The organism is Ruminococcus flavefaciens ATCC 19208, from assembly GCF_000518765.1.
GTDB classification, from domain to species: Bacteria; Bacillota; Clostridia; order Oscillospirales; family Ruminococcaceae; genus Ruminococcus; species Ruminococcus flavefaciens.
Window position 1 is genome coordinate 662,350 of record NZ_KI912489.1, and the last position, 23,911, is coordinate 686,260.

Sequence of the window (23,911 nt, forward strand, 5' to 3'; positions counted from 1 at the left end):
ATTCCGGGAGCTTTTCCCTTGTGTTGACATCATTATATCACGGCATTACGGAAATGTCAAGTAAACCTGTGGTATAGTTTTTATCGGCAAGAATTTCTATGCATTATCATTGATTTCTTGCCGATAATATGATATAATAGAACTATGGAGGTGATACCGTGGAATACAGAAGCGTAGCTGAAATGGCTGAATTATGGGGGATATCCGAGCGTACAGTCCGCAACTACTGTGCGGAAAGACGCATCGAAGGCGCTGTCCTTATCGGCAAAACATGGAAAATCCCTGCCGATGCTGTCAGACCGGGACGCCGAAAACTGAAACGTCCAGAGACACTGCTTGAGGTTCTCAGAGAGCAGAAAAGCAGCAATCAGCACGGCGGTATCTATCACAAGTTACAGATCGAGCTGACCTATAATTCCAACCATATTGAGGGAAGCAAGCTCACCCATGACCAGACGCGATATATATTCGAGACCAACACCTTAGGCTTTGAAAATGAAGCTGTCAACGTTGACGATATCGTCGAGACGGTCAACCACTTCCGCTGTATCGACTATGTTATTGAGAACGCAGAAAAGCCTTTAACAGAGGCGTTTATCAAGGAGCTTCACAAGATGCTGAAAACAGGTACCTCCGACAGCAGAAAGGAATGGTTTGCAGTTGGCAAGTATAAGAAGTTCGCTAATGAAGTCGGCGGCGAAATGACTGCTGCTCCCGATGAAGTGCCTGCACAAATGAAAAAGCTCGTATCACAGTACAACGACCTGAAAGAGATCACACTTGAAGATATAATTGACTTCCACTATCAGTTTGAATCCATACATCCATTTCAGGACGGCAACGGCAGAGTCGGCAGGCTTATAATGCTGAAGGAGTGCCTGAGTCACGATATAGTTCCATTTATCATATCCGACGATCTGAAGATGTTCTATTATCGCGGACTAAAGAACTGGGAACAGGAACGTGGCTGGCTGACGGATACAGTGCTGACTGCACAGGACCGTTTCAAGGCTTATCTTGATTATTTTCAGATCAGATATCAGGAGTGATGAAAGCATGAGTAACACATTTCACTATACCTCTCCCTTCGGTGGTATCACCCTCTCCAGTGACAGTGAAACACTGACAGGCTTATGGTTCGACGGGCAGAAATACTTTCCCCATAAGCTCATATCGGAAAGCACCGAAGCAGAGCTGCCGATATTTACGCAGACCTGCAACTGGCTCGATATTTATTTTGGCGGAAAAGAGCCGGGCTTCACTCCGCCTATAAGTCTGCACACAACGCCGTTCCGAAAGGTAGTGTACGACATACTTCTTACGATACCTTACGGACAGACAATGACCTATGGCGAGATAGCAAATATCATCGCAAATCAGCAAGGTGCTGAGCATATGTCGGCTCAGGCAGTCGGCAGCGCTGTGGGACATAACCCTATCTCGATAATAATTCCCTGTCACAGAGTTGTCGGAGCGGACGGCAATCTGACAGGCTATGCAGGCGGTTTGGATAAAAAGACAGCCCTTCTGAAACTTGAGAAGTACGAAATATAATGAAAAAGGCAGCCGCAATGGCTGCCTTCTTACTGTTCACGATATTTATCATCAGATTTTTATAACTACCTCTATGCCGCTGTCAACAGCCTTGCGGAATTTCTCACCGTCAGCAGGACTTCCTACGACTGTTCCGTAGTGGATAGGTATCGCGTACTTCGGACGGATAGTGTTAGCGAGCTCCGCAGCCTGTAAAGCATCGGTAGTGTAAGTTCCTCCCGCAGGAATAAGAGCAATGTCACACTTCACTTGTTTGTTGTCGGGAGTGATGTCCGTATCGCCTGCAATGTAAATGCGTCCGTGGTCGGGACTGTCGATGATGTATCCCAGCCAGCCGTTGGACTTGGGGTGGAAGGGCTTGCCTATGTTGTACGCAGGAACAGCCTCAAATCTGATACCGAGGACCTCAAACTTCTCGCCTGCGGAGACCTGTTTCACAGTCAGACCAAGTTCCTTCGACTCGTTTACAGTGTCCGGACAGACGATGATAGTGTCGGACTTCATCACCTTGCGGATATCATCAGGGGAGTAGTGGTCGAAGTGGCTGTGTGTGATGAGGATAATGTCAGCATCGTGCGGTGCGCAGTTGATGTTATACGGATCGGAGTAAATGATCTTTCCTTCGTCAACGCGGATACTGCTGTGTTCGTTTATGGTTATGAAATCAAGCATGGTGAGACCTCCCTGTGGAAATTATTTTTCCAATTATAACACATATTATCGGGAATAGCAAGCAATTTCTCGATGTTCATATAAAACCTGTGTATTATAGAGCTTTTATTGACACGGCAGTGATGCTATGGTATAATGTTTACTAATATAAATCGAGATTTGTAAGACGATTGAGGAAGTAGAATGTATATTGTTACAGCAGAAGAAAACCAGATAAAAACAATTGTAGATATATCTGTCAGAGCATTTGAAACAGACGTAAATGTCGGCGGTGCAAAAGGTGACTGTCCGCCCGGATATGATTCGGTAGAATGGCATAAACAGATGGCTCAAGAGGGGCATTTGTATCAAGCAATGATAGGAAAAGATATTGTGGGAGCAGCCGTCATATTCCCGGATGAAACAAAAAACAGTGTGTACATTGGCAGAATTTTCATCGACAGCGTCTATCATAGAAAAGGTTATGGAATTCGTTTAATGGAGTGCATAGAAAAGAACTATCCATTTGCCGCGGAGTTTGATCTTGACACTCCAAGCTGGAATGTACGGACAAACGCTTTTTACGAAAAATTAGGGTATCAGATCATAAAAGAAGAGGACGGTTTTGTTTTTTACAGGAAGACGAGAAAGTGAACTTCATTTAATTTAGGTTCTCACATAAATACTGATTTATCTCCGCAGCATAAACAAATACAATGCCCCTGAGCGTTAATTGAAACGTTCAGGGGAAGAACTCCGCACAGCGGTGTTTTATTGACACGGCAGTGATGCTATAATTTACTAATACAAATCGGAGATCAAGGAGCTGATAAACTGTGAAGATAGAATACAGAAAAGCTGAAACAGAAGATGCGGAAATGCTGGTAAATATCTATAACGCATCATTTTACAGCGATTACAGGAGATTTGGTGCTTGTCCCGGTTATGGTAAAACGATAGAAATGATGGAAGCTTCAATAAGAGATAATCCGAAATATATCATACTATGCGATAATAAACCTGTTGGGTGCGTTTCCTGTAAAATGCAGGAAATGAGAGTGTATGAGATCACTTGCCTGTGCATTGTTCCTGAGTATCAGGGAAAAGGAATAGGTACACAAGCGGTTAGGTTCGTAAAGACTCTTTATGAGGATTGGGAGAAGATAACTTTAGTAACACCTGTGGACAAGAAAGAAAATGTTAAGTTCTATACCGAAAAATGCGGATTCCGTATAGTATCCACCGAAACAGACGGTAATGTTGAGCTTGCTCGGTTCGTTCTGGAAAAGCAGATATTAACAGCAGAATAAAACACAATGCCCCTGAGCGTTAATTGAAACGTTCAGGGGCAAAACTGTACGTGCGTTTTATTCACTTACAACAGGAATCCATATCTGGCTTTTGTAGTCGGGGGACAGCATATCTCCGTCGGGATAAGCCTCGATGTCCATTTCGTAGGTGGGAGTGTAGTCCGATGTGGGGAAGAACTCCGCACAAAGCTCGTGCCAGAGCTGTTGTATAGCCTCGGGCATGGGACCTGTACACTCTGCCACTACCCACGTTCTTGCAGGGATAGTGTTCACACGGAAGCCCTCGGGAGCAACAGTATCGGGAGCACATTCCACGGCGATACCGTAGTCGAAGGTCTCGGCATTGGAGTGACCGTTGCCGTAGCAGGTACCGTAGATAAAAGTGCTGTCCGATGCGTGTTCAAGCAGAGTTGTGATAGTGCCGTCGGACTTGGCTCTGCCCCAGAATTCGGGGATAGTGTTCTTGTTCTGTTCACCAACAACTGTGTGCTGCTCAACCTTTTCAAGCACTGTGAATGCGTCCTTTTTAACGATGTTATAATTCATGGAATTACCGCCTTTCAAAATGATCTGCACCTTGAAACGGGAAAATGAACGAAGCCTACCTCCCTCACGCTTTGCCTCAGTAGGCGTTACGCCGTGGAAGCGTGTGAACGCTCTTGTGAAGCTCTCGGGAGACTCATAGCCGTATTTCAGCGCCGTGTCGATGACCTTTACGTCCGTTTTCATAAGCTCACTGCCGGCAAGTGTGAGCCGCCTGTTACGGATGTATTCGCCTACGGTGATACCGCACAGTATACCGAATATCTTCTGGAAATAGTAGGGCGAGCAAGCCGCCTGCCTTGCGACCTCCGCCATGTCAAGCTCGTCGGTGATGTGCACTTCGATGTAGTCGATAGCTTTCTGAATACCTGTGGCTAAGTTCATTGGTTTTCCCTCCTTTAGTGTGATTTCATTATAACATCGTGGGAGTTTGCTGTCCTGATATTTTGTGGCTTTTGGTGTCAGGCGGATTTATAGTGGTTTATCCCGCAAGTGAACAGGACAGTATCTCACCGGTGCTTTTGGCTTCAATCACGATCTCATGGTCAGTGAACAAGCCGTCAGCAGGTATCCTGAATGTTATCTCGCCATTGTTTGTAATGAGTATTTCAAAAACAGCAATCTCTTTTATGAATTTTTCTTTTGGCATTGGCGGAACATTGTCCTCTTTGCCGTCGCCCCATATCTCGACCATACCGTTTTCGTCCATAAATTCAGCCGCGGCACACTCCTTGACCTTTCTGTCCCATTCCTCCATATTTTCGTAAAGCATATGGAACACGGCGAGTGATTTTTCAATGGTTGGGTTCTCGCTTGGGTATTCATCAATATCAAGCAAAATGTCACAATCATAATTGTCCCATTTCACTGTGCCTTTGTACTCTGAAACGTCGTCTGCATCGGTAAAATCACAGTATTTGTCGTGAATGACTTTGAGCTCTCTTTCAGGCTTTTTACTGCCGAATAATTTCGATAAAAATGACATATTACACCTCGTTTTTCTTAAAATCCAGCCTCACAAGTGCCTTGCCGTTGGGGAGCGGTTCGGACTTCTGCAATATCAGCGAGTAGCCTATTTCCTTCATGGCAGCCGTGAGTGCCTTTTCCTCCATTTGGTGATGAACCTCGTCAAGCCTGTCGAAAGCTCGCAGGTACGGCGACTCCGACACCCACTGCTCCACGTCGGTGTTTATCTGTATCACGCAGGAAACGTACCAGGGAGCGGTCTGCAAAACGGCTCGCTGGAACGCTCCGTAGCCGATGTACTCAATAAGCAGATTCGCTATCAGAAGCTGTGCCTGTGGGAGCTTCTCTGCCTCGTTTATAAGGTCGATATGCAGGCACTCCAGAACTCCCGAGAGCTGAGTAAATCGCTGAGATACCGCGCTGAGGTAGTCCGCATTGATGTCCACACCGTAGACTGTGCGGAACTTGTCGGTGCCGATATGTTCAAGTCCGTTTCCGCCTGCAACTCCCAGAACTGCCGCAGTCTCCACAGGATAGGCGGCGAACTGCTCCTTCATTATGGAATCGAGTGCCTGAAGCTGCCGCACAGAATCAAGGCTCATGTGCTTTTCGTAGTCGTCAAGACTTATTTCTTCCCATGGGTTGCTCATATACAGCACCTTTCCAAATCGTATTCGTCATTTATCAGAAAATAGTTAAGTCCGTAACTGAGACAGCCGCGGAGATATTCCTGATTTTCCTGTATTATATCCTCAATACTGATGTCATTGGAGAGCCTTTTCTCGATAGCGTTCCCGAAGCTGACAATGTCACTGAAATGGCTGGTTATGTAGCTTTCACTCATAACAAGGCAGATGTATTTTATCTGCGACAGATAGTCGGCGTCAAAGCTGTTCTTCCAGTCAAAGGGAATATAACAGCCCTCGATTATGAGATCCTGTTCGTTTTCAATGGCAGTCTTTATCATCTCTTTCAGGATATTCCAGAGGTATGCCGTCAGCTTGTCGTCGTCATAGGGAGTGAGCTCGGTCTGACCGCTTCTTATAAGCCCCATTTTCAGGTGGTCGATAGACAGGTAAGGGTACTTGTATTTTTCAAGCAGTTTCTGCGCGAGAAGCGTTTTCCCTGTATGCGAAGCGCCTGTTATCAGTATTATCATAGTAGCCGCGGCTCCTTTCTGATAGTTTCCATAATTATATCATATTCGGGGGAGTTTTTCAATAAAAAACAGCTCCTGTCTCTATCTGGACGGGAGCTGTTGTCAGTTATCGCAAAATATGCGACAACTCATTTTAGCAGGAACTGTTGCGTTTTTTGCAACGGTTCATTTTTCAGTTGTTGCAAATAATACAACAACACATAGTAATGTGCATTTTCTGCGCTTTGCTTTTGGCGGTCGTACTGAGACTTGAACTCAGACATCGGAATATCCCGATTACTCACAGTTTAGCAAACTGCTGCCTTACCAGTTAGGCTTATGCGACCTTGTATAGATCTTGACTTTCCGCAAGGCTAAATGCGCGGAAGATTTTAGTGGCTCATAAAAGCTGAACCGCGAAACTGCCAGCGGGGGCTCCCCGCTGGTGACGGATGCGGGGCTCGAACCCGGCATTTAGAGGTTGAGAGCCTCTCGTCCTGACCGATTAGACGAATCCGCCATGTGTCTCCGCTCAGAAACTGGCGGAGATTATTATTGGTGGGCAAGGTAGGAGTTGAACCTACGGTGTTTCTACGTCACGGATTTACAGTCCGCTGCAATCGCCACTATGCATACTTGCCCATGTGGGGTAATCGAAGAGAATCGAACTCTCATTTTCAGAGCCACAATCTGACGTCCTTCCATTAGACGACGACCACCATAAATTTATAATATTCTCCGTAAGCGAAAGCAGACTATCGCATTTGTACGGAGTAAGCGAGCCAGCGAGCGTCAACGTGAAAAGCCCGCAGGGGCTCCCTGCTGGTGGGCAAGGTAGGACTCGAACCTACAGCGTTTCTATGTCACGGATTTACAGTCCGCTGCCTTCACCAATTCGGCGCACTTACCCATATATCGTCACTCATATTCTGGTGACGATTATTATCTTATCTATCGGCACATCAAACATATCCGCAAGTATTATCAGGTTATCAATAGTAGGAACGGCGTCCCCACGCATCCACTTGAATATCGCCTGTGGAGTATTGAAACCGCATCTTGCCTGTACATCGGATATTTTGAAGCCTTTGGATCTGATGATATTCTTGATATTATTTCCTGTTGCCTTTACGTCGATCACCGGCATCGTGAGCAACTCCTTTCTCTGTATTATGATAAAAACAAAAACACCGCCTGCTTACATACAGACGGTGTTTATCATTTGTATGGATCACAACACAAAGAAAGTGCTCTCCGAAATGACTATCCACTACGTTTATCTGTATGCAGCACAAATAGAGCCTCTTCACTCTCGTGATAGAAACTTTCTTCATAGTGTTCGCTATACAGATAGATCATAGTAAACTGTCTCATTTCGGGTAACTCCTTTCGTAATAATTCTTTTTACAGAGGTCGCTTTCGAGCGTTTCTGTTCTGATTTCACTTGTATTATAGCATAGCTTTTTGGAAAAAGCAAGTAAACCGTGGGTATACTATAATCATTTTGATGTTATAGATTTATAGAATTCATCAACAACACTTTTGAATGGATGAATTGCGTTATGTTTCATACCGTTATTATATCTTTTCTTACCTTCTTCAATTATTATATCACTTGAAATATAGTTTGAGATTTTCTTAATATCTACTCCGGTATAGTAAATAATCTGTTCTAATGAAAAACCAGTCTCAAACAATCTATATATTAAACAATTGCGCACATATTGTGGCGAAAAGAACGTCCATAATTCTTCGCTAATATTGACGTTCTTTAACTTATTAAAAATATCATTTAATGTAGCCTCGTTGACTTTTTTATACTTACCACCAATACATGATGTAAAAACATATTCAGATTTATTCTTATTAGCTTTATTCTGTTTCGTTATATTATCAAAGCATAATACCAATAAATCATTCATTTCACATTGTCTACCATTAACAATCATGCTCTTCTTATTAATATCAATATCATCCCACTTTAGATTATGAACGGTGTTTCGTTCTAATCCATAATATGCACAAAGCAAAAAAACCGCAATATCTCTGTAATTAGTTTTTGAAGAATATAAATAAGCTAATGCTTCTGTAAATCTTTCTTCATTAAGATAGTTTTCGGATTTTATTTTAGCAGTCTCTTTTATTCCAGACAGCGAAAAATCTCTACCCTGTGAAAAATTTTGATTATTAACATAAGAATGTTCTGATAGAGTTTTGAAAAAGGATGATAAATAAGAATAATAGTTTTTCATTGTTTCTTTTGATGTAACACGTCTTCCTGAATTTCGATTTTGGGAATTATCATTTACAAATCCCATAAGATCTTCAGGGTGTATCCTTGACAAAACTTCATGTGGAGATTTACTTATTATCTTATAATCATTTTGTTTAGCATAATAATTAAAAAAACGGAAAAGTGTACTTTTATAAACAGCCCAATTTTTCATATTTAATGTTCCATCCATTTTTGCATAGCTTTTATATTGAGCTATATCAGCAAAATACTGCGTTGTTCTATTAACAAACAGATTTTCATAAGAATAATATTTCATATAGGCTTTATCGTGTGTATTATCAATAGAGATATCAAACACTATTCTATCAGGGATTTCGCCTTCGATACTATTATTCAAAAGAATATATCTTGTTCCATTTGTGAGCAAGCCCCAATCAATTACAGGTTTATGAGAATTAAGATAATCAGAAAGTTGTTTCACATCTTTTTCTGCCAAATCAATATTAGTGGTTTGACTACCTTTTTTCTGTCCCTTTGTCTCAACAATAAACAATGGTTCATTCTTTATCTTGTAAACGATGTCTGCTCTACCTTCATAAATAGCCTCTTCATAGTCCCAATTATCAGGGTCATATCCAAGTTCCTTGAGAAAAACATGTACTACAACATGATTCTTAATATTTTCTTCACCTAAATTAGAAAGCTCGCTCATTCGTTTCTTTACTGCTTTAATAAGTTCTTGCATAAATGCACTCCTCTTTATTGCTATAATTTTCACATCATTTCTCTACGTATCCTCTCCACCAGTCCCATATCCGCCGGCAGCCACTTCACACTGTCAAGCTCATCTTTGGTAAGCCACCGTGCCTCCTGAGCTTCAAGCAGAACCAAATCACCACTGACCACCTCACACCAGAAGCAGTCCATCGACAGATGAAAGGCAGGATAATCATATTCTACCGTGTCAATAAGGTTGCCCACTTTTATTTCAGTTGCAAGCTCCTCACGGATTTCTCTCACAAGCGCTTGCTGAGGAGTTTCACCGGGTTCGATTTTACCGCCGGGAAATTCCCACATACCTTTGAATTCGCCATATCCTCTTGCAGTTGCAAATATGCGTGTCTTTGCTTGAAGTGAATCGCATATCACAGCTGCGACAACTTTTATCGTTTTCATATTATCCCACCGTCAACTGATTAGTTTTCCTGAGATACTTCGCAGGGATAGGCTTGCGGAGCTTCCACACAACATTCATAGGCTTCGAGCCCTCCGACTTCACATAGTCCGCCAGTCCGAGGAAGGTATAAGGCGCAGCACCCAGCTTATTGCTCTTGAACTCACGGACAAATATCATCACGTTTGTGCCCATGTCACGATGATGTATGTAGCGCTGACCTGTCTTGCTTTCAGGAGTTGTTGTGCTCTGGCTCTGCCAGTGGAACAGCTCGCTGTTGATGGAATAATCGTTGTACATCGTAGTGGGTGAATAGTCCTTGTCCGACTTGTTGAGCGTTACGAACAGCAGGTCAGTCTTTTTATCCTCCAGATACTTCACGCCCTCACGGACGGTATCAGGCTTCATGAAGTCCAGCGCAACGAGTATCTGGTCCCTCGTGTAACTGCAATGCACGTCCAGTGGACAGTCATAGTCCACCTGCACAGGCTCGTCGATGAAGTCTATCTTGTCGTACTTGTAGTACATCAGCTCAAGTATCTCAGCGAGCATCACAGGCGACTTTGATATCTTGCGGAAGCCCTCAAGCAGGTCGCTGAAACCGCAGTCCTCGTAGGACTTCTGCCATATTGTGAACTGTAACATCTGCCACATTCTCTGCTGAACACCGTCGAAATCGTCAATGCTGTAATTGCCAATCTTTGGGAGATAATCTATCACAAGTTCTATAAGGCGATGTGAGTCGATGTATGAAAGTCGGGGCAGTGCTTTTGTAATGACTTCTTCAATATCTTCGGTGAAATTTTCTTTTACCTCAGCCTGCACACACAGTCTTGCAAAGCTGTTTTTAGTGCCGTATATAGCACTGATATCAAGATTGTAGTAGTCAAGAAAATTCGCAAGAGTAAGCGCTTTTCCGCTGTCCTCGGTGAAATTCGCAAGACGCTTTACAATGGCGCTCTTGTTGCCAACAGCCTGACTGATATTGTCGAGAATGTACTTCTGCGCCTGCTTTTCAAGTTTGATATAACAGCCCTTCGGCAGCAGTGGAAAGCCGTTCTCAATCTCGTCCTTGACACTGCGCTGAGTGTTGCCGAGAAGTGCCGAAAATTTGCTCTCGAAATTATACTTCATGTGAGCCTGACCGATGAAATCCAGTACTGTCAGGCAGTCCTTGCCATCGCTGAGACGCAGTCCACGTCCAAGCTGTTGCAGGAACACAGTCAGGCTTTCGGTAGGACGCAGGAACATTACCGTGTTGACCTCGGGAATATCCACGCCCTCGTTGTACAGGTCAACGGTGAAGATGAACTTTACCACACCGTTCGCCAGATTACGCTGTGCCGAATCACGCTCGTCCTTTTTGCTGTCGGCGGTCAGAGCGATGGACGGTATATTGTTCTGATTGAAACGCTGAGCCATATAGTCTGCGTGTTCTTTCGACACACAGAAGCCCAGTCCCTTGACCTTGTCCATGTCCGCAACGTACTTGTTAAGCTCTTTCAGGATAAGCATAACACGCATATCGTTGCCCGTGTAGATGTTTGAGAGCGCAGTCCTGTCATAACCTCCACGAGACCATTTTATATCGTGCAGGTCAACATCATCGGACACTCCGAAATAATGGAAAGGACACAGCAGCTTCCTGTCTATGGCCTCGGGCAGACGTATCTCCGCAGCTATCCTGTCATCGAAATACGGCAGTATGCTCTTGCCGTCCATACGCTCAGGAGTTGCGGTCAGACCGAGAAGTATCTTCGGTTTGTAGTATTCAAGCAAAGGCTGATATGATTTTGCGGGAGCGTGGTGAAATTCGTCCACGATGATGAAATCGTAGTAGTCGGGAGAGGTTATCTTATCAAGTGACTGAGAGTTGAAAGACTCAATGGAAATGAACAGGTTTTCAAGGCTTTCAGGAACGATTCCGCCAACGCACAGGTCGCCGAAATTCGCATCGTGGAGCACACCGCGGAAGCATTTTATACTCTGCTTCAATATCTCTTTTCTGTGCGCCACAAAGAGAAGCCTTGCACGTCCGTTTGCCTGACGAAAGCGCTTATAGTCAAATGCGGAAATGACAGTCTTGCCTGTACCCGTTGCGGCGACAACAAGGTTCTTCCAGTGATGACGTATCTCACGCTCGGCAGTCAGCTTGTCCAGAATCTCCTGCTGATAGGAGAAGGGACGTATATCAAAGCTGTAATCGCTCTGGTCGCCGTGGTATTTCTCGGCCTTCAGAGCCTGCATCAGATGCACTTTGTCATCGGGAGAATACATGGAAAAATCGGTGCTGTTCCAGTAGTTCTCAAATGTCGCATTTATCTTGCGGATAGTGTGAGGCTGGTCGTGTGCGGTGATTTTCAGGTTCCATTCAAGGCCGCTTGTCATGGCAGCGTTGGACATATTCGACGAGCCAACGTAAGCCGTAGTAAAGCCAGTGTCACGGTAGAAAACATAGGACTTCGCATGAAGCCTTGTGCGCTCGGTGTCGTAGGAGACCTTTATCTCGGTGTGGGGCAGCTTGCTCAGTTCCTCCACTGCTTTCACGTCGGTAGCGCCCATATAAGAAGTTGTGATAACACGAAGCTGACCGCCGTGAGCCGTGAACTCCTGCAATTCGTCGATGATAAGCACCAATCCGCTCCACTTGATGAAAGATACAAGCATATCAATCATGTCAGCGGAAACTATTTCCTTTTTCAGCTCAGTCATCATCTGCGGTTCGTGACCTGCACCTGTGAACAATGAGCTTGATGCAAGGGAAGTTTCGGGGCGTGTCATAGTTATACGGCGCTTCATAGCGTCAGCATTGTTCTGCATATTTGCAACTGCAAGGAGCTGTTCCGCACGTTCATCTACGCTCAGACCATCGAATTCCTCGTCACCTGTGAGCTCTGTGACTGCCGAAACTATCCTGTTGGCAAGTCCTAGCTGACCTTCGATATCATCACCTGCAAGCCGTGAGAGTCCCTTCTCAATGACCTCAGAGAGATACCCTGCCAGCACCTGCGGAGCTTCCGCTTTGTCGATATTGCGTTTGTCGATAAGCTGACGGCTCTCGTCAAGCTCGCCTGACAGGTCTTTGTTGATAACTTGTTCGTACAGTCCTGGTCTGAGCATAGGGGCACCTCCGTAGTGATTGCTAATATTAGTTAAACGAGCAGCAGCTATTTGTAATATTATAACATATTTTGCTGCAACTTGCAATATATTTTGATTATTTTGGTGCACCTTACGAAATAAAGAAAGGCATCCTGTGGATTTTCACAGAACGCCTTTGCATTTACATATATTCAGTTAATTTACACGTCTCGCCTGTGTACCTGTAATCATCTTCCTCGACAAATTTACAGCCGATGTCGGTCATTTCAATAGGTTCTTTACAGATAACAGTTCCCCAGTGATTGACCAAAATGTGCGGTCTGACCTCGACAATCCTGCCGCTGCAGTCATCGTCGTGGCGGACGTCATAAACGTACAAGTTGTCAGGGACTGTATTCCTCTTAACTCTCATACAGATGAAAAGAACTGTTTTTCCGAACAGCTCCAATAGGTCGAATACTTCCTCGTTTGCATTAACACTCATGTGGCACCTCCTACAAAATATTTGCTATTGTAGCATACGGAAGGAACAAAATCAATATTTCTGATTTTTTTCTCAATAACAAGCGCTTTCCTCCCATTATTCGTAATAAAAATGGCAGTTAGTCCAAATTGACAAATGATACTTTTACAGCACCTGCAACATACACAATTGCAGGTGCTGGTTTTTGTGCGTTTATCCAAAGATTTGAGAAATGACTGTGCAAAATGGCTTTCCCAGTTCTCTATAAGTAGAGGGCATAGAATCTTGAAAATTAAATATCCTGCGCAGGAGTGATACACAGCAGTTAAGTGCGCCGCAATAGCATGGAGGGGCTTAGCGCATCGAGCTGTGAAATACTTCTCTCTCGTCACGCAAGGCGGAATGAAAGGAATGGTACTGCGCAAGGGCTCCTGTAAAATAATTGCTAACTTGCTACCAAATTGGCTTAGGCGGCGATATATCTTCATTTTCGCTGATAGCAAAGTTGATAGTTGTTAGTTTTTTAATTGGCAGAATATACGAAGTGGCAAACATGATTCTGTGCAAGCCTACAAAGTTTCAAAATCATGGCCCAAAAGAGCCTCTCCCAGCGGCTACTATATGAAGGACACAAAAGCGGCAGCAAAATAAGTGATCGAACTTGTGCAATCATACAAAGTTTGAAAAAAGTCGTTCAAAACAGCCCTTCCCAACGGCTACTATATGAGGCGATAAAAATGGGAACATTCATAAGCCGGCGATTATGCACCTCTACAAAATAATATGAAATGGGTGGTAAAATGTGCTTTCCCATTCCCCTATAAGTAGAGGGACAAATAATTCGGTGCTTGTGCAGTCCTACAAAGTTTTACAAAAAGACTGTGCAAAACGCCCTTCCCATTCCCCTATAAGTAGAGGGCAATTTTCAGAAATGGAGATTTTTCTGAAAAATTTGCCGGAAAGGGTTATCAAAACGCCTCTCCCAGTTCTCTATAATTAGAGGGCATAGTATCTTGAAAATTAAATATCCTGCGCAGGAGTGATAACACAGCAGTTAAGTGCGCCGCAATGGCTTGGAGGGGCTTAGCGCATCGAGCTGTGAACTACTTCTCTCTCGTCACGCAAGACGGAATGAAAGGAACGGTACTGCGCAAGGTCCCACACAAAACAATTGCTAACTTGCTAACGGGCAGGTCCTAGCGCCGATATATCTTTACTTCTGCCGATAGCAAAATCGGTAGTTGTTAGTTCTGCGATAGTAAATTGCTAACGCCGGAAAAGCTCTGTATCAGGTGCTTTGACAGTGTTTGGTAGTTTGTTAGTAAAATCAGAGTGGCAGGTCGGCGTGTCGCGCGTTTGTGCGCGGTTTGTGCCGTCCTGCGATGGAAGGAGGGATAACTACACCACACGAGCTCTCGGAGCGGTTCTGAGGGCAAATAAAGCGAGTTTGAAAAGAAAGGATGATAGGATGACCGAAAACTACGACAACAACATTTACAACGAGCCGTATTGCGTCAAAGACGGCTGCCTTTACGAAAAGGTCGAGCGGAAAGGAAAGGTCACAATGGTCAGGCTGTGCGATTACGTCCCCGTGCTGAAATCTGAGATAACATTCGATGACGGAAGTGAGTGCCGCAAAGCGTTCGAGGTCGGAGCAGTACATTCCAACGGAACGACAATGCCGACGGTAACTGTCACCGCAGACGAGATGAGCAGTATGAAATGGCTCATCGAAAAGTGGGGCTCGCTGGGTTCGTATTCGCCGGCGAACAATACTCTCGGCAAGATACGTCATGCAATTATGAGCACCAAAGCTGATGTGGAATTCAGGACGGTGTACAGTCAGACAGGCTGGCGGCAAATAGATAATCGGTACGAGTTCCTGATGCCGTCTGCGGATAGTCAGTTCACAGTGGAGCTGCAAGGCAAGCTGAACGCTTACCATTGGAGTGGAAGTGCAAGTGCGGACAAGCTGTTCTATCTCACAGCGCTGCTTGAAAACGGTTTACTTCCGCAGAGAGTAATGCTGCCGTTGCTTGCAGTAACATTCCTGTCTCCGCTGGAACATTTTCTGAAAGCGGCGAGTTGCGAACAGAAGTTCATAACTGCTCTTGTTGGTAAAACAGGTACGCGCAAATCAACGACTGCGGCGCTGATGTGTTCATTCTTCGGCAGCTTCACTGCAAGCACTCTGCCTATGTCGTTTCACGATACGGCGAACAGTATCCTCAGCAATATTTATTCGCTGAAGGACGTGCTGACTTGCGTCGATGACCTGCACCCGAATGGAGTGTACGGCGACTCTGAAATGAAAAGCACTGCGCAGAACCTTGCGCGTTTCTACGGCGACCGCATTGGTCGCGCAAGATTGAATAGCAAGATAGAATTGCAGCCGTCGCGTCCGCCGACAGGTATGTGTCTTGTCACTGCGGAGTACGTTCCCGAGATATCGCAGAGCGGTCTCGCGCGCTACTTTATCATCGAGATGAAAGCGGACGACATAGATCTCGCGCTGATGACTGAGTATCAGCAGCTCGCGGCGGACGGAGTGCTTGCGTCGATAATGCACAGCTACGTTGACTGGCTGCGCACAACATATCTCTGCGATGAAAATACTTTTGTGCAAGGCTTGTCAGATACATTCAAAAAGTATCGCACCGAAGTAACAGAGGAGCTGTCTGCAAGGTGTGATAACTTCCACACAAGAGTTCCCGATACCCTCGCGCACATGATGATAGGTTTTGACTTTCTGTTTTCGTTTTTGAATGCAAAAGAAGAAATAGGTGTGCAGGATATGGAGAACTACAAACAGTCATTCCGAAACATAATCGTCACAAGTTCAGTCAGAAACAATTCCATTGTCGAGAACGAAAACTATTCGTATCAATTCTGCGACAAGCTGAAAAGTCTGCTCGACAGCGGCAGGTGCAGTGTCAATTTCATCGGAAACGACTGCGATATGAACCGAAAAGGCTTCATCGGCTTCGATGACGACAACTTCTACTACCTCATCATGAATGCGGCGCTGTCGGAAGTGGTGAAGCTGTCGAAGGAAATGGGAGAAAGTTTTTCCATTGGCAAAAACAGTTTGATACAGCAGCTGGTCGATGACGGCATAATGGTCGTGAAAGGTAAACGCAACACCACTACTGTCCGCGTTACCGATGACCGTCAGATGAGCGTTGCAGTGCTGGATAAGTCGAAGATGTTCCCTGATATGGAAGAAGCCAAAAACAGCGGAAATCGCTGAGATTTTTGGGTTGCAGGATAAAGGCTGGCGTCAAAGCGCCCGCCGTTCCACATCGGACGGGCAGTGCCCGCCGATATTCCGCAGGTTGTGAGTTTACCGAATTGGAGTCAAAATCAAAAAGGGAGGAAAATGCTGATGCCAAAAAATGCAAAAAGTAAGAAAAGTGCCGATGTTTCGGCAAATTATGATGGAGTCTACGCTCTGAAAAAACGCTTTCCGCTGTACGTTTATCCTGAGACTATGAAGACCGTTGAAAGTCTCTACAAGTCGGATAATTGCAGCACCAAAACTGAGTTCATGGAGAAAGCTATCCGCTTCTACTGCGCACACCTTATGCAGAACAAGCCTGAGCTCATCGAGTACCTTGCGCCGCAGATAGCGCATATCGTTGAGGGATATATCATGGGGACTGAGCAGAGGGTGTCTCGTGCGATATTCAAGCTTGCAGTTGAAGTCGGTGCGCAGACGCATATACTTGCGGCGATAAATGATATCGAAGAAAGCACACTTTTCAAGCTTCGCGAAATGGTCACAGACGAGGTGTGCCGCATCAACGGTATCATAAACTTTGAGAGTGCTGTCAGATATCAGCGAAGTGAGGAAGAATAAAAGCTGATTATTGTGTAGTGCTTCTGCTCGGTATCAACAGCCAACATTCGTCCAGTCTGGTGAATGGATTTCGACAGAGCGATATGGTATGATTGTTGGTCAGGAGGTGATCGCGGCGATGAAGTTGCAGGATCTGTATTACGGAAACGTCATACCGTGTCAGCATGATGTGAGAAAGGACTCCGACTATGCAAAGCAAAGTCTGGAGCTGCTTGAAATGTGCGACACACTGGGGAAACGACTGTCGGCTGACGATAAGAAACTGCTGAACGAAATAACGGATATGCAGGGAATGCTGTCCGAGACAATGGTAGCGGAAAGCTACATACAGGGTTTTCGTGACTGTGCCGAACTTATTATAGACGTGATGTTCGGCAGCAGCGAGAACCTGAAATAGCATTATAGCAATGGCGTGGGTACGGTTGTCGCCGTGCCCATTTGACCTTTGAAGGGAGTGATAAAAATGACCGCAGCATTCATTCGTGAGAACAACTAACGTTCGGCGAAAGGAGAATAGAATGGGTGAAAACAACGAGGAAAGAATAGTTATGCTGACCATAAAGGAGGCGGCAGCTCTTGTGGAGGGACTGACCGAGTACCGTGTGCGTCAGATGTGCATAAACGACCAGGTGCCGCACATCATGGCAGGCAAGAAATATCTCATCAACAAGGACTTGTTCCTCAGGTATCTGCGTGGGGAGACTGCGTAAATAAATAGTGCGAAAAGGCGCGTTTCTGCTGGACTTTTCTGCCGCGTTGTGGTATGATGTCCTTGGTAGAAACGCGCCGTATTATTGAACGGAGGTTTTATATATGGCGGCTATCAGAAAAAGAAAAAACGGTTCGTATGAAATAAGAGTCTCCTGCGGTTACGGAGTCGACGGCAAGCAGCACAATCAGTACAGGAGCTATTATCCCGAGCCCGGAATGACTCCGCGGCAGATTGAGAGAGAAGTCAACAAAATGGCGGTGCTGTTCGAGGAAGAGTGTATGAGGGGACAGGTAACCTCGGCGATAAAGTTCCAGCGATTTGCGGAGCAGTGGTTCGATGAGTACGCGAAGATCAACCTCAGACCGACTTCCTACGCCCGAATGAAACAGCTCACTAAGCGTGTATATCCTGCACTGGGACACAAGCGTATGGACAAGTTGACTGCGCGCGACATTCAGCGTTTCATCACCGACATGATGATAAACGGCAGAAACGAGACCACAGGCAAACCGCTCTCGCGCAAGACAGCGGTCCACCACCTGAGCTTCATCAGCGACGTGTTTACATACGCGATACGAATGGGTATGCTCAGCGACAATCCTTGCAGACGAGTGTTCGTGCCGAAGCAGGAGCAGCTTGAAAAGGAGATATTCAAACTGGACGAGGTGAGGACGCTGTTCGCTAATCTGGACAACGAGCCGATGAAGTATCAGCTCTACCTCATGCTTGCGATATACAGCGGATTCCGTCGCAGCGAGATGCTGGGACTGGAGTGGAAGGACATCGACTTTGAAAATGACCTCATCCACGTCAGACGAACCTCGCAGTACACCGCGGAGAAGGGGATCTACACTGACACCACCAAGACGCGGAGCTCCAAGCGTGTATCGAAGATGCCCGAGATAATAATGGACCTGCTGAGGCGGTTCAGAACGGAGCAGACTATCGAGGCACGACGGCTCGGGACAAAGTGGGTGGAGAACGACAGGCTGTTCACGAAGTGGAACGGCGAGCCTATGAATCCGCAGACACCCTTCGAGTGGCTGAAGGGCTACTGCGGACGTGTGGGAGTGCCCTTCAAAAACATACACTCCCTGCGACACCTGCACGCGAGTCTGCTTATATTCGAGGGAGTGGACGTGGTTGCGGTCTCGGCTGATATGGGCCACAGCGTCGTAGGAACAACTCTGAACCTGTATTCCCATATGTTCCAGGAGGCGAGGGCTCGCAACTGCGAGGCTATCACCAACGCTCTGAAGTTCGCTCATCAGCCTGCGGAGTGCGTGAAATATGACGTTCAGAACCGCGGCGGTGAGCAGTTCGGGACATAAAAATGACCGCAGAGCGAAAATTCTGCGGCACACCTGAAAATAGTTAAAAGTGGCAATAAGTGGTTGATAAGTGGTTGCGGGTAGTTGATTAAAATAATAAAAAACTGCAAATGGCTATTTAAAGCCATTTGCAGTAAACCAATAATGGTGACCCGTACGGGAATTGAACCCATGATTCCGCCGTGAAAGGGCGATGTCTTAACCTCTTGACCAACGGGCCATAATGGTAGCGGCAGTAGGATTCGAACCAACGACCAATCGGGTATGAACCGAGTACTCTAGCCAACTGAGCTATGCCGCCATTAATATATTGCCGTCACCTGCGACTAAATTATTATATTACAGAATAAGAAAAAAGTCAAGCATAAACGCGAAAAAAATAATTGTTTTGTAGACTTGCACAAAATAGCGGCTCTGCTTATATTTTTAGGGAGCACAATTTACAACAGTCCGATTGACAACGCAATTGATATATGATAAAATCAATGTAATAGATTTATTTGATTTGGGAGGAAGAATAATGGGAACAGATGAAATTACGGCGTTTCTTATACGTGCGAAAAAGGCGACATATGCAGGAAAGGGTGCGGAGACAGTCTCCTCGCGTCCCGAGTCTCACGACTTGGAGTACAAAGAGGGTGAACTTATGTACCTCGACACATATCTGGGCGGAGCTCAGTTCGCAGGTGAGGAAGCTGTATGGATAAGCGGAAAGCCCTACTGGAGCATGAATTACGCAGGACAGGTGACAGGAGAGCCCTTCAGCGGCGATTTTCTGAAAGAAGCACTCCTGCGCGTCCCTGCGGATAAGCCGTTCCGCGGACCTGATGAGTACAGGAGCGGAGATTACACCTACAAAAGCACGGTCAAGGGGGATTTCTCATGGTTTCAGGGATATGAAGTGATAGCGTATAAGGGGGAAGTGATATATGAATGTCACTATCACGGCACTCTGATAAAGTAGCTGTTCAGGACTTGTCCTTTTGCCTGAACAGGAATGAAGCAGTCAGACCGAAGAGAAGTGCAGCGGTGACACCGCCTGCTGCTGCGGTAAGACCGCCTGTGAATATACCGAGAAAGCCATCGTTTTCGATGGCTTTTCTTATGCCCTCGGCAAGGAGATGACCGAAGCCTGTAAGGGGCACTGTAGCTCCTGCGCCTGCGAAGTCTGCAAAGGGTTTATAGAGTCCGAGGGCGGAGAGAATTACACCCGTGACAACGAAGCCCGTGAGTATACGTGCAGGTGTGAGTTTGGTGAAGTCTATGAGGAGCTGTCCCACGGCGCACACAGCACCGCCCACAAGGAAAGCCTTAATGATATCCCAGAGCATATTATCGTTCCTTTCTTATATGGACTAAATGTGAGATAGCAGGGATACTTTCGCCCTGCTGCATGGACATGGGCGACATTAGCGCACCTGTGGCTGCAAAGAGTATATCGTGTGCCTCGCCACGTTCGAGCATAGGCAGGAAGTTGCCGCAAAGCACACTTGCTCCGCAGCCGCAGCCCGAGCCTCCGCAGTGAGTGTCCTGAGTATCAGCATCGAATATCATTGCGCCGCAGTCGCGGTGCTGAGCCGAGATGTCGATGCCCTGCTTCATAAGGATATCGAGAAGGAGCTGACTGCCCACAAGTCCTAAGTCGCCTGTGACTATGATATCGTAGTCCGTAGGTGAAGTACCCGTTGCCGAGAGGTAACGGGAGACAGTATCAGCGGCAGCAGGAGCCATAGCGCTGCCCATATTGTTTATGTCGCATATATCAAGGTCGGCTATTCTGCCGATGCAGCCGCCGACTATAGCGGCAGAGCCTTCTTCACGTGAGAGTATGACAGCTCCCGAAGCGGTACATGTCCACTGAGCTGTGGGAGTACGCTGACCGCCGTAGGAAAGGGGGAATCGGAACTGTCTCTCAGCCGTTGAGAAGTGGGAAGAAGTAACAGCAGCCGCATATTCTGCGAGACCACATTCGGTGAGTATTGAAGCTATGAGGAGTCCCTCAGCCATAGTGGAACAGGCGCCGTAGAGCCCGAGGAACGGTATTGCAAGCTCTCTCATGCTGTAAGCCGAGCCTGTGCACTGGTTGATGAGGTCGCCTGCGCATATAACGTCAATGTCATCGCCCATGAGCTGAGCCTTTCGCAGAGCGAGTCCCATAGCTTCGAGCTGAAAGCGGCTTTCTGCCTGTTCCCATGTAGCTTTGCCGAAGTGACTGTCACTGACCACTTCATCGAAGCAGCTGCCGAGAGGACCCTGCCCCTCTTTTTCCCCCACAACAGCAGCATAGCTTTTTATTTTTACGGGAGTCTCAAGCTGAAAAACTCCCCTGCCGATTCGTTTAGCCATGATAATACCTCCGTTTCGGAGTTATTATGTGACAAAAAAATGCAAATATACAAAAAAGTCAATTAGTGGTTAGTGATCAGTGCATAGTAGGGGCGGATATTATCCGCCCACCAATTACGCATAAACCTAAAATGACATAATGTAGGGACGACCATTTAAGCAGTGCTCCAAATCTTTGATTTGGTTAGCAATGCTATATGCAGAGCTGGTCGTCCGCGTATACCTTACATAATAAATAGCATGAATGGGTTGCAATTAACATTTTTATTGGCGGACGCGCAATGCGCGTCCCTACAAATTGTTTCATGTTACTTATGAAGTAAAACAAAACGGGCGAACGGAATTCGCCCCTACATGGATAATGGCGTAATTATAAAAAACGGGCTGCCACAGGCAGCCCCTACACATGGTTTAAGCATAATTGCATTGTAAAGTTACGGGCGCACACTGTGCGCCCGTACAATTCTAATCACTAATCACTTGCCACTGAGAATATCTGATCGTATGCGTCCCAGTACAGGATATCGAGGGTATCGGATTTCCTTTCCTTAGTGCTGAATCCGTCAAGAACGTAACGTTTTGCGGTATTCTGACCGTTTGGAATACTTGCCACGGCATCGGAGCTGTTTGTCCAGCTCTTGGAAGCGGCGGTATATTCCACCTTTCCGTTTCTGACGATGATGAAGTATTCACATTCATCTGCGTCGCTGAAGTATTTTTTCATACCCTCGTAAAAATCTTCCGCATCGAAAGGGACTGCCACATTTGACTCGGGATCGGAGCTGATGATATAGAGCCCCTTGACGTTCTTTTCTTCTTGCTTCAGGTCGGAGATCACATTGCCGCCTGCATCGTTGATATCACGTGCGCAGTTATATGCGTCCATGTATCGCATTTTCTCTCTTGTATGTCTGATAGCAGGCAATAAGATAGCGAGAGTTATGGCTACGAATATAGCAACGGGTATGATGATCGCCCATATCCACGCATTGCTCTTTTTGGCAGGCGGATAGGATATGTACTGATAAGGCTGAGGGGAGTACGGCTGCGGATACACCGGAGCTTTGTACGGGGAATAGCCGAATTGCTGCGGATAGCCGTTAGAGTAGGGCTGCTGAGCATTACTGTAGTCCTGCGCAGGCGCAGATGATGTGCAGCTGCATTTTTCTCCGTCATTGAGATGTCTGCCGCATTGTGTGCAATATGGCATGGTATCACTCCTTTAGATATAATCAAGTGTTTTCAGTATGAACAGCCAGCTCGTCAGCGTGAAGGCACTGCACAGAGTCGTAAGCATGACGGCAAATGCGGTGACAGTGCCCTTGTGACCGAGGTTTTTGGCCATTACGAAGCAGCTTCCCGTAGTCGCACTGCCGAGCATTACCAGTATAGCAATGAGCTTTTCGCCGCGGAATCCCAGTTTTATAGCCACAGGCAGGAACAGTGAGCAGAATAGCACCAGCTTGATGAAGGCTATGCCTGCGGTAACAGGCAGCTTTCCCTTTGCTTCGCCGAATTTCACAGAAGCTCCCAGAGCTATGAGCGAAAGGGGAGTAGCCATATTGCCCAGATATGTAACGGATTTGCTGAGTATGACGGGCTGCGGTATTTTCAGCAGCGACCATGTGATACCGACGATTATGCCGAGGATAATTGGATTTGTGGCAATGCTTTTGAATGTGCTTAAAGCAAGAGCCTTCCTGCCCTTGCTCTTGTCCTTTTCGGGAGATGTCACAGCAAGAGTAGTCACAGCTATGATGTTGTAAAGCGGAACAGTTCCCACTATCATAAGAGCCGCCATAGTGGAATGACCGTAGATATTGTTAACGAAGGCTATGCCGAGTATAGCGGCACTGCTTCGGTAAGATGCCTGTATCACTTCGCCCCTTTCCGAGCGGTCTTTTGTCAGCAGCGAGTAAAGCACTGCTATGCCTACGCTGAGGAGAGTTGCACACATACAGAAGAGTACGAATCTGCCGTCCCATACCGAGCGGAAATCCGCAGTAGAAAGATCCATGAACAGGAGCGCAGGGAGAAGTGTGCGGAATACGAATTTGTTTATCTGCGCCGTTGAATGGTCGTCAAGGAGCTTCACCCTGTGTACGAACCAGCCGAATACCATCATCAAGAATACGGGCACAGTGGCATTGAGACTGAATGAAAGATTTTTCAGGAACAAAAATATCACTACCTTATGTTATTTACAACTTGATTATAGCATATTTTTTTTACCGGTGCAAGCGGTTTAGTTGTTAGTGGTTAGTGATTAGTGCATAGTGTAGGGAACGCCGCCCTCGGCGTTCCGCAAGTGATTAGTAGGGGCGGATATTATCCGTCCGTGAATTGAGAATAGAGAATGTAGGGAACGCCAGCCCCTACACATAGTTATGATATACATAATGGTTCGTGACACACGGGCGAGCAGAACTCTCCCTTACAATTATGAATTATGCATTATGGATTATTAATTAATACAGCCGCTCCTGCACTAATCAGTCATAACAGAGTGGGGGGCGGCATATGATG

24 protein-coding genes and 7 tRNA genes are annotated in these 23,911 nt (G+C 46.1%); 10 read left to right on the plus strand and 21 right to left on the minus strand.

Features of this window, described 5'->3' with window-relative positions:
- Window positions 1–158 precede the first annotated feature (158 nt).
- Window positions 159–1,049 carry a Fic family protein gene (locus L870_RS0109915; protein WP_028518015.1) on the plus strand — a complete coding sequence of 297 codons (891 nt, stop codon included), beginning with the start codon at window positions 159–161 and terminating at the stop codon, window positions 1,047–1,049.
- Window positions 1,050–1,056: 7 nt separating this feature from the next.
- The gene (locus L870_RS0109920; protein WP_028518016.1) at window positions 1,057–1,554 is read left to right on the plus strand and encodes a methylated-DNA--[protein]-cysteine S-methyltransferase; all 498 of its coding nucleotides are present in this window, start codon (window positions 1,057–1,059) and stop codon (window positions 1,552–1,554) included.
- Window positions 1,555–1,605: 51 nt separating this feature from the next.
- Here L870_RS0109920 and L870_RS0109925 read toward each other — a convergent pair whose 3' ends face one another.
- Window positions 1,606–2,226: an MBL fold metallo-hydrolase gene (locus L870_RS0109925; RefSeq protein ID WP_028518017.1), complete on the minus strand. Its 621-nt coding sequence runs from the start codon at window positions 2,224–2,226 to the stop codon at window positions 1,606–1,608.
- Between the two features lie 183 nt (window positions 2,227–2,409).
- On the opposite strand from L870_RS0109925, the gene L870_RS0109930 reads away from it, so the two are divergent.
- Complete coding sequence (locus L870_RS0109930) at window positions 2,410–2,859, plus strand: GNAT family N-acetyltransferase (RefSeq protein WP_009983429.1); 450 nt, start codon at window positions 2,410–2,412, stop codon at window positions 2,857–2,859.
- Window positions 2,860–3,041: 182 nt separating this feature from the next.
- Window positions 3,042–3,515 carry a GNAT family N-acetyltransferase gene (locus L870_RS0109935; protein ID WP_028518018.1) on the plus strand — a complete coding sequence of 158 codons (474 nt, stop codon included), beginning with the start codon at window positions 3,042–3,044 and terminating at the stop codon, window positions 3,513–3,515.
- A gap of 57 nt (window positions 3,516–3,572) precedes the next feature.
- Here the strand turns inward: L870_RS0109935 and L870_RS0109940 are convergent, their stop codons facing one another.
- The 14 genes from L870_RS0109940 to L870_RS17245 all read right to left on the minus strand — a co-directional run bounded on the left by L870_RS0109940 (window position 3,573) and on the right by L870_RS17245 (window position 13,158).
- Window positions 3,573–4,442: an AraC family transcriptional regulator gene (locus L870_RS0109940; RefSeq protein ID WP_028518019.1), complete on the minus strand. Its 870-nt coding sequence runs from the start codon at window positions 4,440–4,442 to the stop codon at window positions 3,573–3,575.
- Between the two features lie 97 nt (window positions 4,443–4,539).
- Entirely contained in the window at window positions 4,540–5,043 is a 504-nt protein-coding gene (locus tag L870_RS0109945) for a DUF2262 domain-containing protein (RefSeq protein WP_028518020.1), read from the minus strand.
- A gap of 1 nt (window position 5,044) precedes the next feature.
- Window positions 5,045–5,674: a hypothetical protein gene (locus L870_RS0109950; RefSeq protein ID WP_028518021.1), complete on the minus strand. Its 630-nt coding sequence runs from the start codon at window positions 5,672–5,674 to the stop codon at window positions 5,045–5,047.
- Window positions 5,671–6,183, minus strand: coding sequence for a P-loop nucleotide/nucleoside kinase family protein (locus tag L870_RS0109955; RefSeq protein ID WP_028518022.1), 513 nt, complete (start codon window positions 6,181–6,183; stop codon window positions 5,671–5,673). The genes L870_RS0109950 and L870_RS0109955 overlap by 4 nt, the downstream gene beginning before the upstream one ends.
- A 231-nt stretch (window positions 6,184–6,414) precedes the next feature.
- Window positions 6,415–6,509, minus strand: a tRNA-Ser gene (locus tag L870_RS0109960).
- A gap of 96 nt (window positions 6,510–6,605) precedes the next feature.
- Window positions 6,606–6,682, minus strand: a tRNA-Glu gene (locus tag L870_RS0109965).
- A gap of 36 nt (window positions 6,683–6,718) precedes the next feature.
- Window positions 6,719–6,804, minus strand: a tRNA-Tyr gene (locus tag L870_RS0109970).
- Window positions 6,805–6,807: 3 nt separating this feature from the next.
- Window positions 6,808–6,881: transfer RNA gene (locus tag L870_RS0109975), tRNA-His, on the minus strand.
- A 104-nt stretch (window positions 6,882–6,985) separates the two neighbouring features.
- Window positions 6,986–7,072: transfer RNA gene (locus L870_RS0109980), tRNA-Tyr, on the minus strand.
- Between the two features lie 12 nt (window positions 7,073–7,084).
- Complete coding sequence (locus L870_RS0109985) at window positions 7,085–7,309, minus strand: helix-turn-helix domain-containing protein (protein ID WP_028518023.1); 225 nt, start codon at window positions 7,307–7,309, stop codon at window positions 7,085–7,087.
- A gap of 352 nt (window positions 7,310–7,661) precedes the next feature.
- On the minus strand, window positions 7,662–9,143 hold the full coding sequence (locus L870_RS0109995; RefSeq protein WP_028518024.1) for a tyrosine-type recombinase/integrase: 1,482 nt from the start codon (window positions 9,141–9,143) through the stop codon (window positions 7,662–7,664).
- 29 nt (window positions 9,144–9,172) lie between these two features.
- A complete protein-coding gene (locus L870_RS0110000; RefSeq protein ID WP_028518025.1) occupies window positions 9,173–9,574 on the minus strand; it encodes a (deoxy)nucleoside triphosphate pyrophosphohydrolase in 402 nt (133 codons plus the stop codon).
- Between the two features lies 1 nt (window position 9,575).
- Window positions 9,576–12,692, minus strand: coding sequence for a DEAD/DEAH box helicase (locus L870_RS0110005; protein ID WP_028518026.1), 3,117 nt, complete (start codon window positions 12,690–12,692; stop codon window positions 9,576–9,578).
- 163 nt (window positions 12,693–12,855) lie between these two features.
- Entirely contained in the window at window positions 12,856–13,158 is a 303-nt protein-coding gene (locus tag L870_RS17245) for an LPD28 domain-containing protein (protein ID WP_051411490.1), read from the minus strand.
- Between the two features lie 1,447 nt (window positions 13,159–14,605).
- Between L870_RS17245 and L870_RS0110015 the strand changes: the two genes are divergently transcribed.
- The 5 genes from L870_RS0110015 to L870_RS17250 all read left to right on the plus strand — a co-directional run bounded on the left by L870_RS0110015 (window position 14,606) and on the right by L870_RS17250 (window position 19,039).
- On the plus strand, window positions 14,606–16,387 hold the full coding sequence (locus L870_RS0110015; protein WP_028518027.1) for a hypothetical protein: 1,782 nt from the start codon (window positions 14,606–14,608) through the stop codon (window positions 16,385–16,387).
- A gap of 135 nt (window positions 16,388–16,522) precedes the next feature.
- Window positions 16,523–16,996 (plus strand): hypothetical protein, encoded by a 474-nt coding sequence (locus L870_RS0110020; protein WP_051411491.1) that lies wholly within the window; start codon window positions 16,523–16,525, stop codon window positions 16,994–16,996.
- A gap of 118 nt (window positions 16,997–17,114) precedes the next feature.
- The gene (locus L870_RS0110025) at window positions 17,115–17,393 is read left to right on the plus strand and encodes a DUF6809 family protein (protein ID WP_028518029.1); all 279 of its coding nucleotides are present in this window, start codon (window positions 17,115–17,117) and stop codon (window positions 17,391–17,393) included.
- Window positions 17,394–17,514: 121 nt separating this feature from the next.
- A complete protein-coding gene (locus L870_RS0110030) occupies window positions 17,515–17,706 on the plus strand; it encodes a MerR family transcriptional regulator (protein ID WP_028518030.1) in 192 nt (63 codons plus the stop codon).
- Between the two features lie 103 nt (window positions 17,707–17,809).
- Window positions 17,810–19,039, plus strand: coding sequence for a site-specific integrase (locus L870_RS17250; protein ID WP_051411492.1), 1,230 nt, complete (start codon window positions 17,810–17,812; stop codon window positions 19,037–19,039).
- A 145-nt stretch (window positions 19,040–19,184) separates the two neighbouring features.
- Here L870_RS17250 and L870_RS0110040 read toward each other — a convergent pair.
- Window positions 19,185–19,259, minus strand: a tRNA-Glu gene (locus L870_RS0110040).
- Between the two features lie 4 nt (window positions 19,260–19,263).
- A tRNA-Met gene (locus L870_RS0110045) sits at window positions 19,264–19,340 on the minus strand.
- A 219-nt stretch (window positions 19,341–19,559) separates the two neighbouring features.
- Between L870_RS0110045 and L870_RS0110050 the strand changes: the two genes are divergently transcribed.
- Window positions 19,560–20,003, plus strand: coding sequence for a DUF5680 domain-containing protein (locus L870_RS0110050; protein WP_037271734.1), 444 nt, complete (start codon window positions 19,560–19,562; stop codon window positions 20,001–20,003).
- 4 nt (window positions 20,004–20,007) lie between these two features.
- Here L870_RS0110050 and spoVAE read toward each other — a convergent pair whose 3' ends face one another.
- The 4 genes from spoVAE to L870_RS0110070 form a co-directional block, all read right to left on the minus strand.
- Window positions 20,008–20,370 carry a stage V sporulation protein AE gene (gene spoVAE, locus L870_RS0110055; RefSeq protein ID WP_028518032.1) on the minus strand — a complete coding sequence of 121 codons (363 nt, stop codon included), beginning with the start codon at window positions 20,368–20,370 and terminating at the stop codon, window positions 20,008–20,010.
- Between the two features lies 1 nt (window position 20,371).
- Window positions 20,372–21,385, minus strand: a complete 1,014-nt coding sequence (locus L870_RS0110060) for a stage V sporulation protein AD (RefSeq protein ID WP_028518033.1) — start codon at window positions 21,383–21,385, stop codon at window positions 20,372–20,374.
- A 472-nt stretch (window positions 21,386–21,857) separates the two neighbouring features.
- A complete protein-coding gene (locus L870_RS0110065; protein ID WP_028518034.1) occupies window positions 21,858–22,595 on the minus strand; it encodes a zinc ribbon domain-containing protein in 738 nt (245 codons plus the stop codon).
- Window positions 22,596–22,607: 12 nt separating this feature from the next.
- Window positions 22,608–23,564, minus strand: coding sequence for an AEC family transporter (locus L870_RS0110070; protein ID WP_341349469.1), 957 nt, complete (start codon window positions 23,562–23,564; stop codon window positions 22,608–22,610).
- Window positions 23,565–23,911 lie beyond the last annotated feature (347 nt).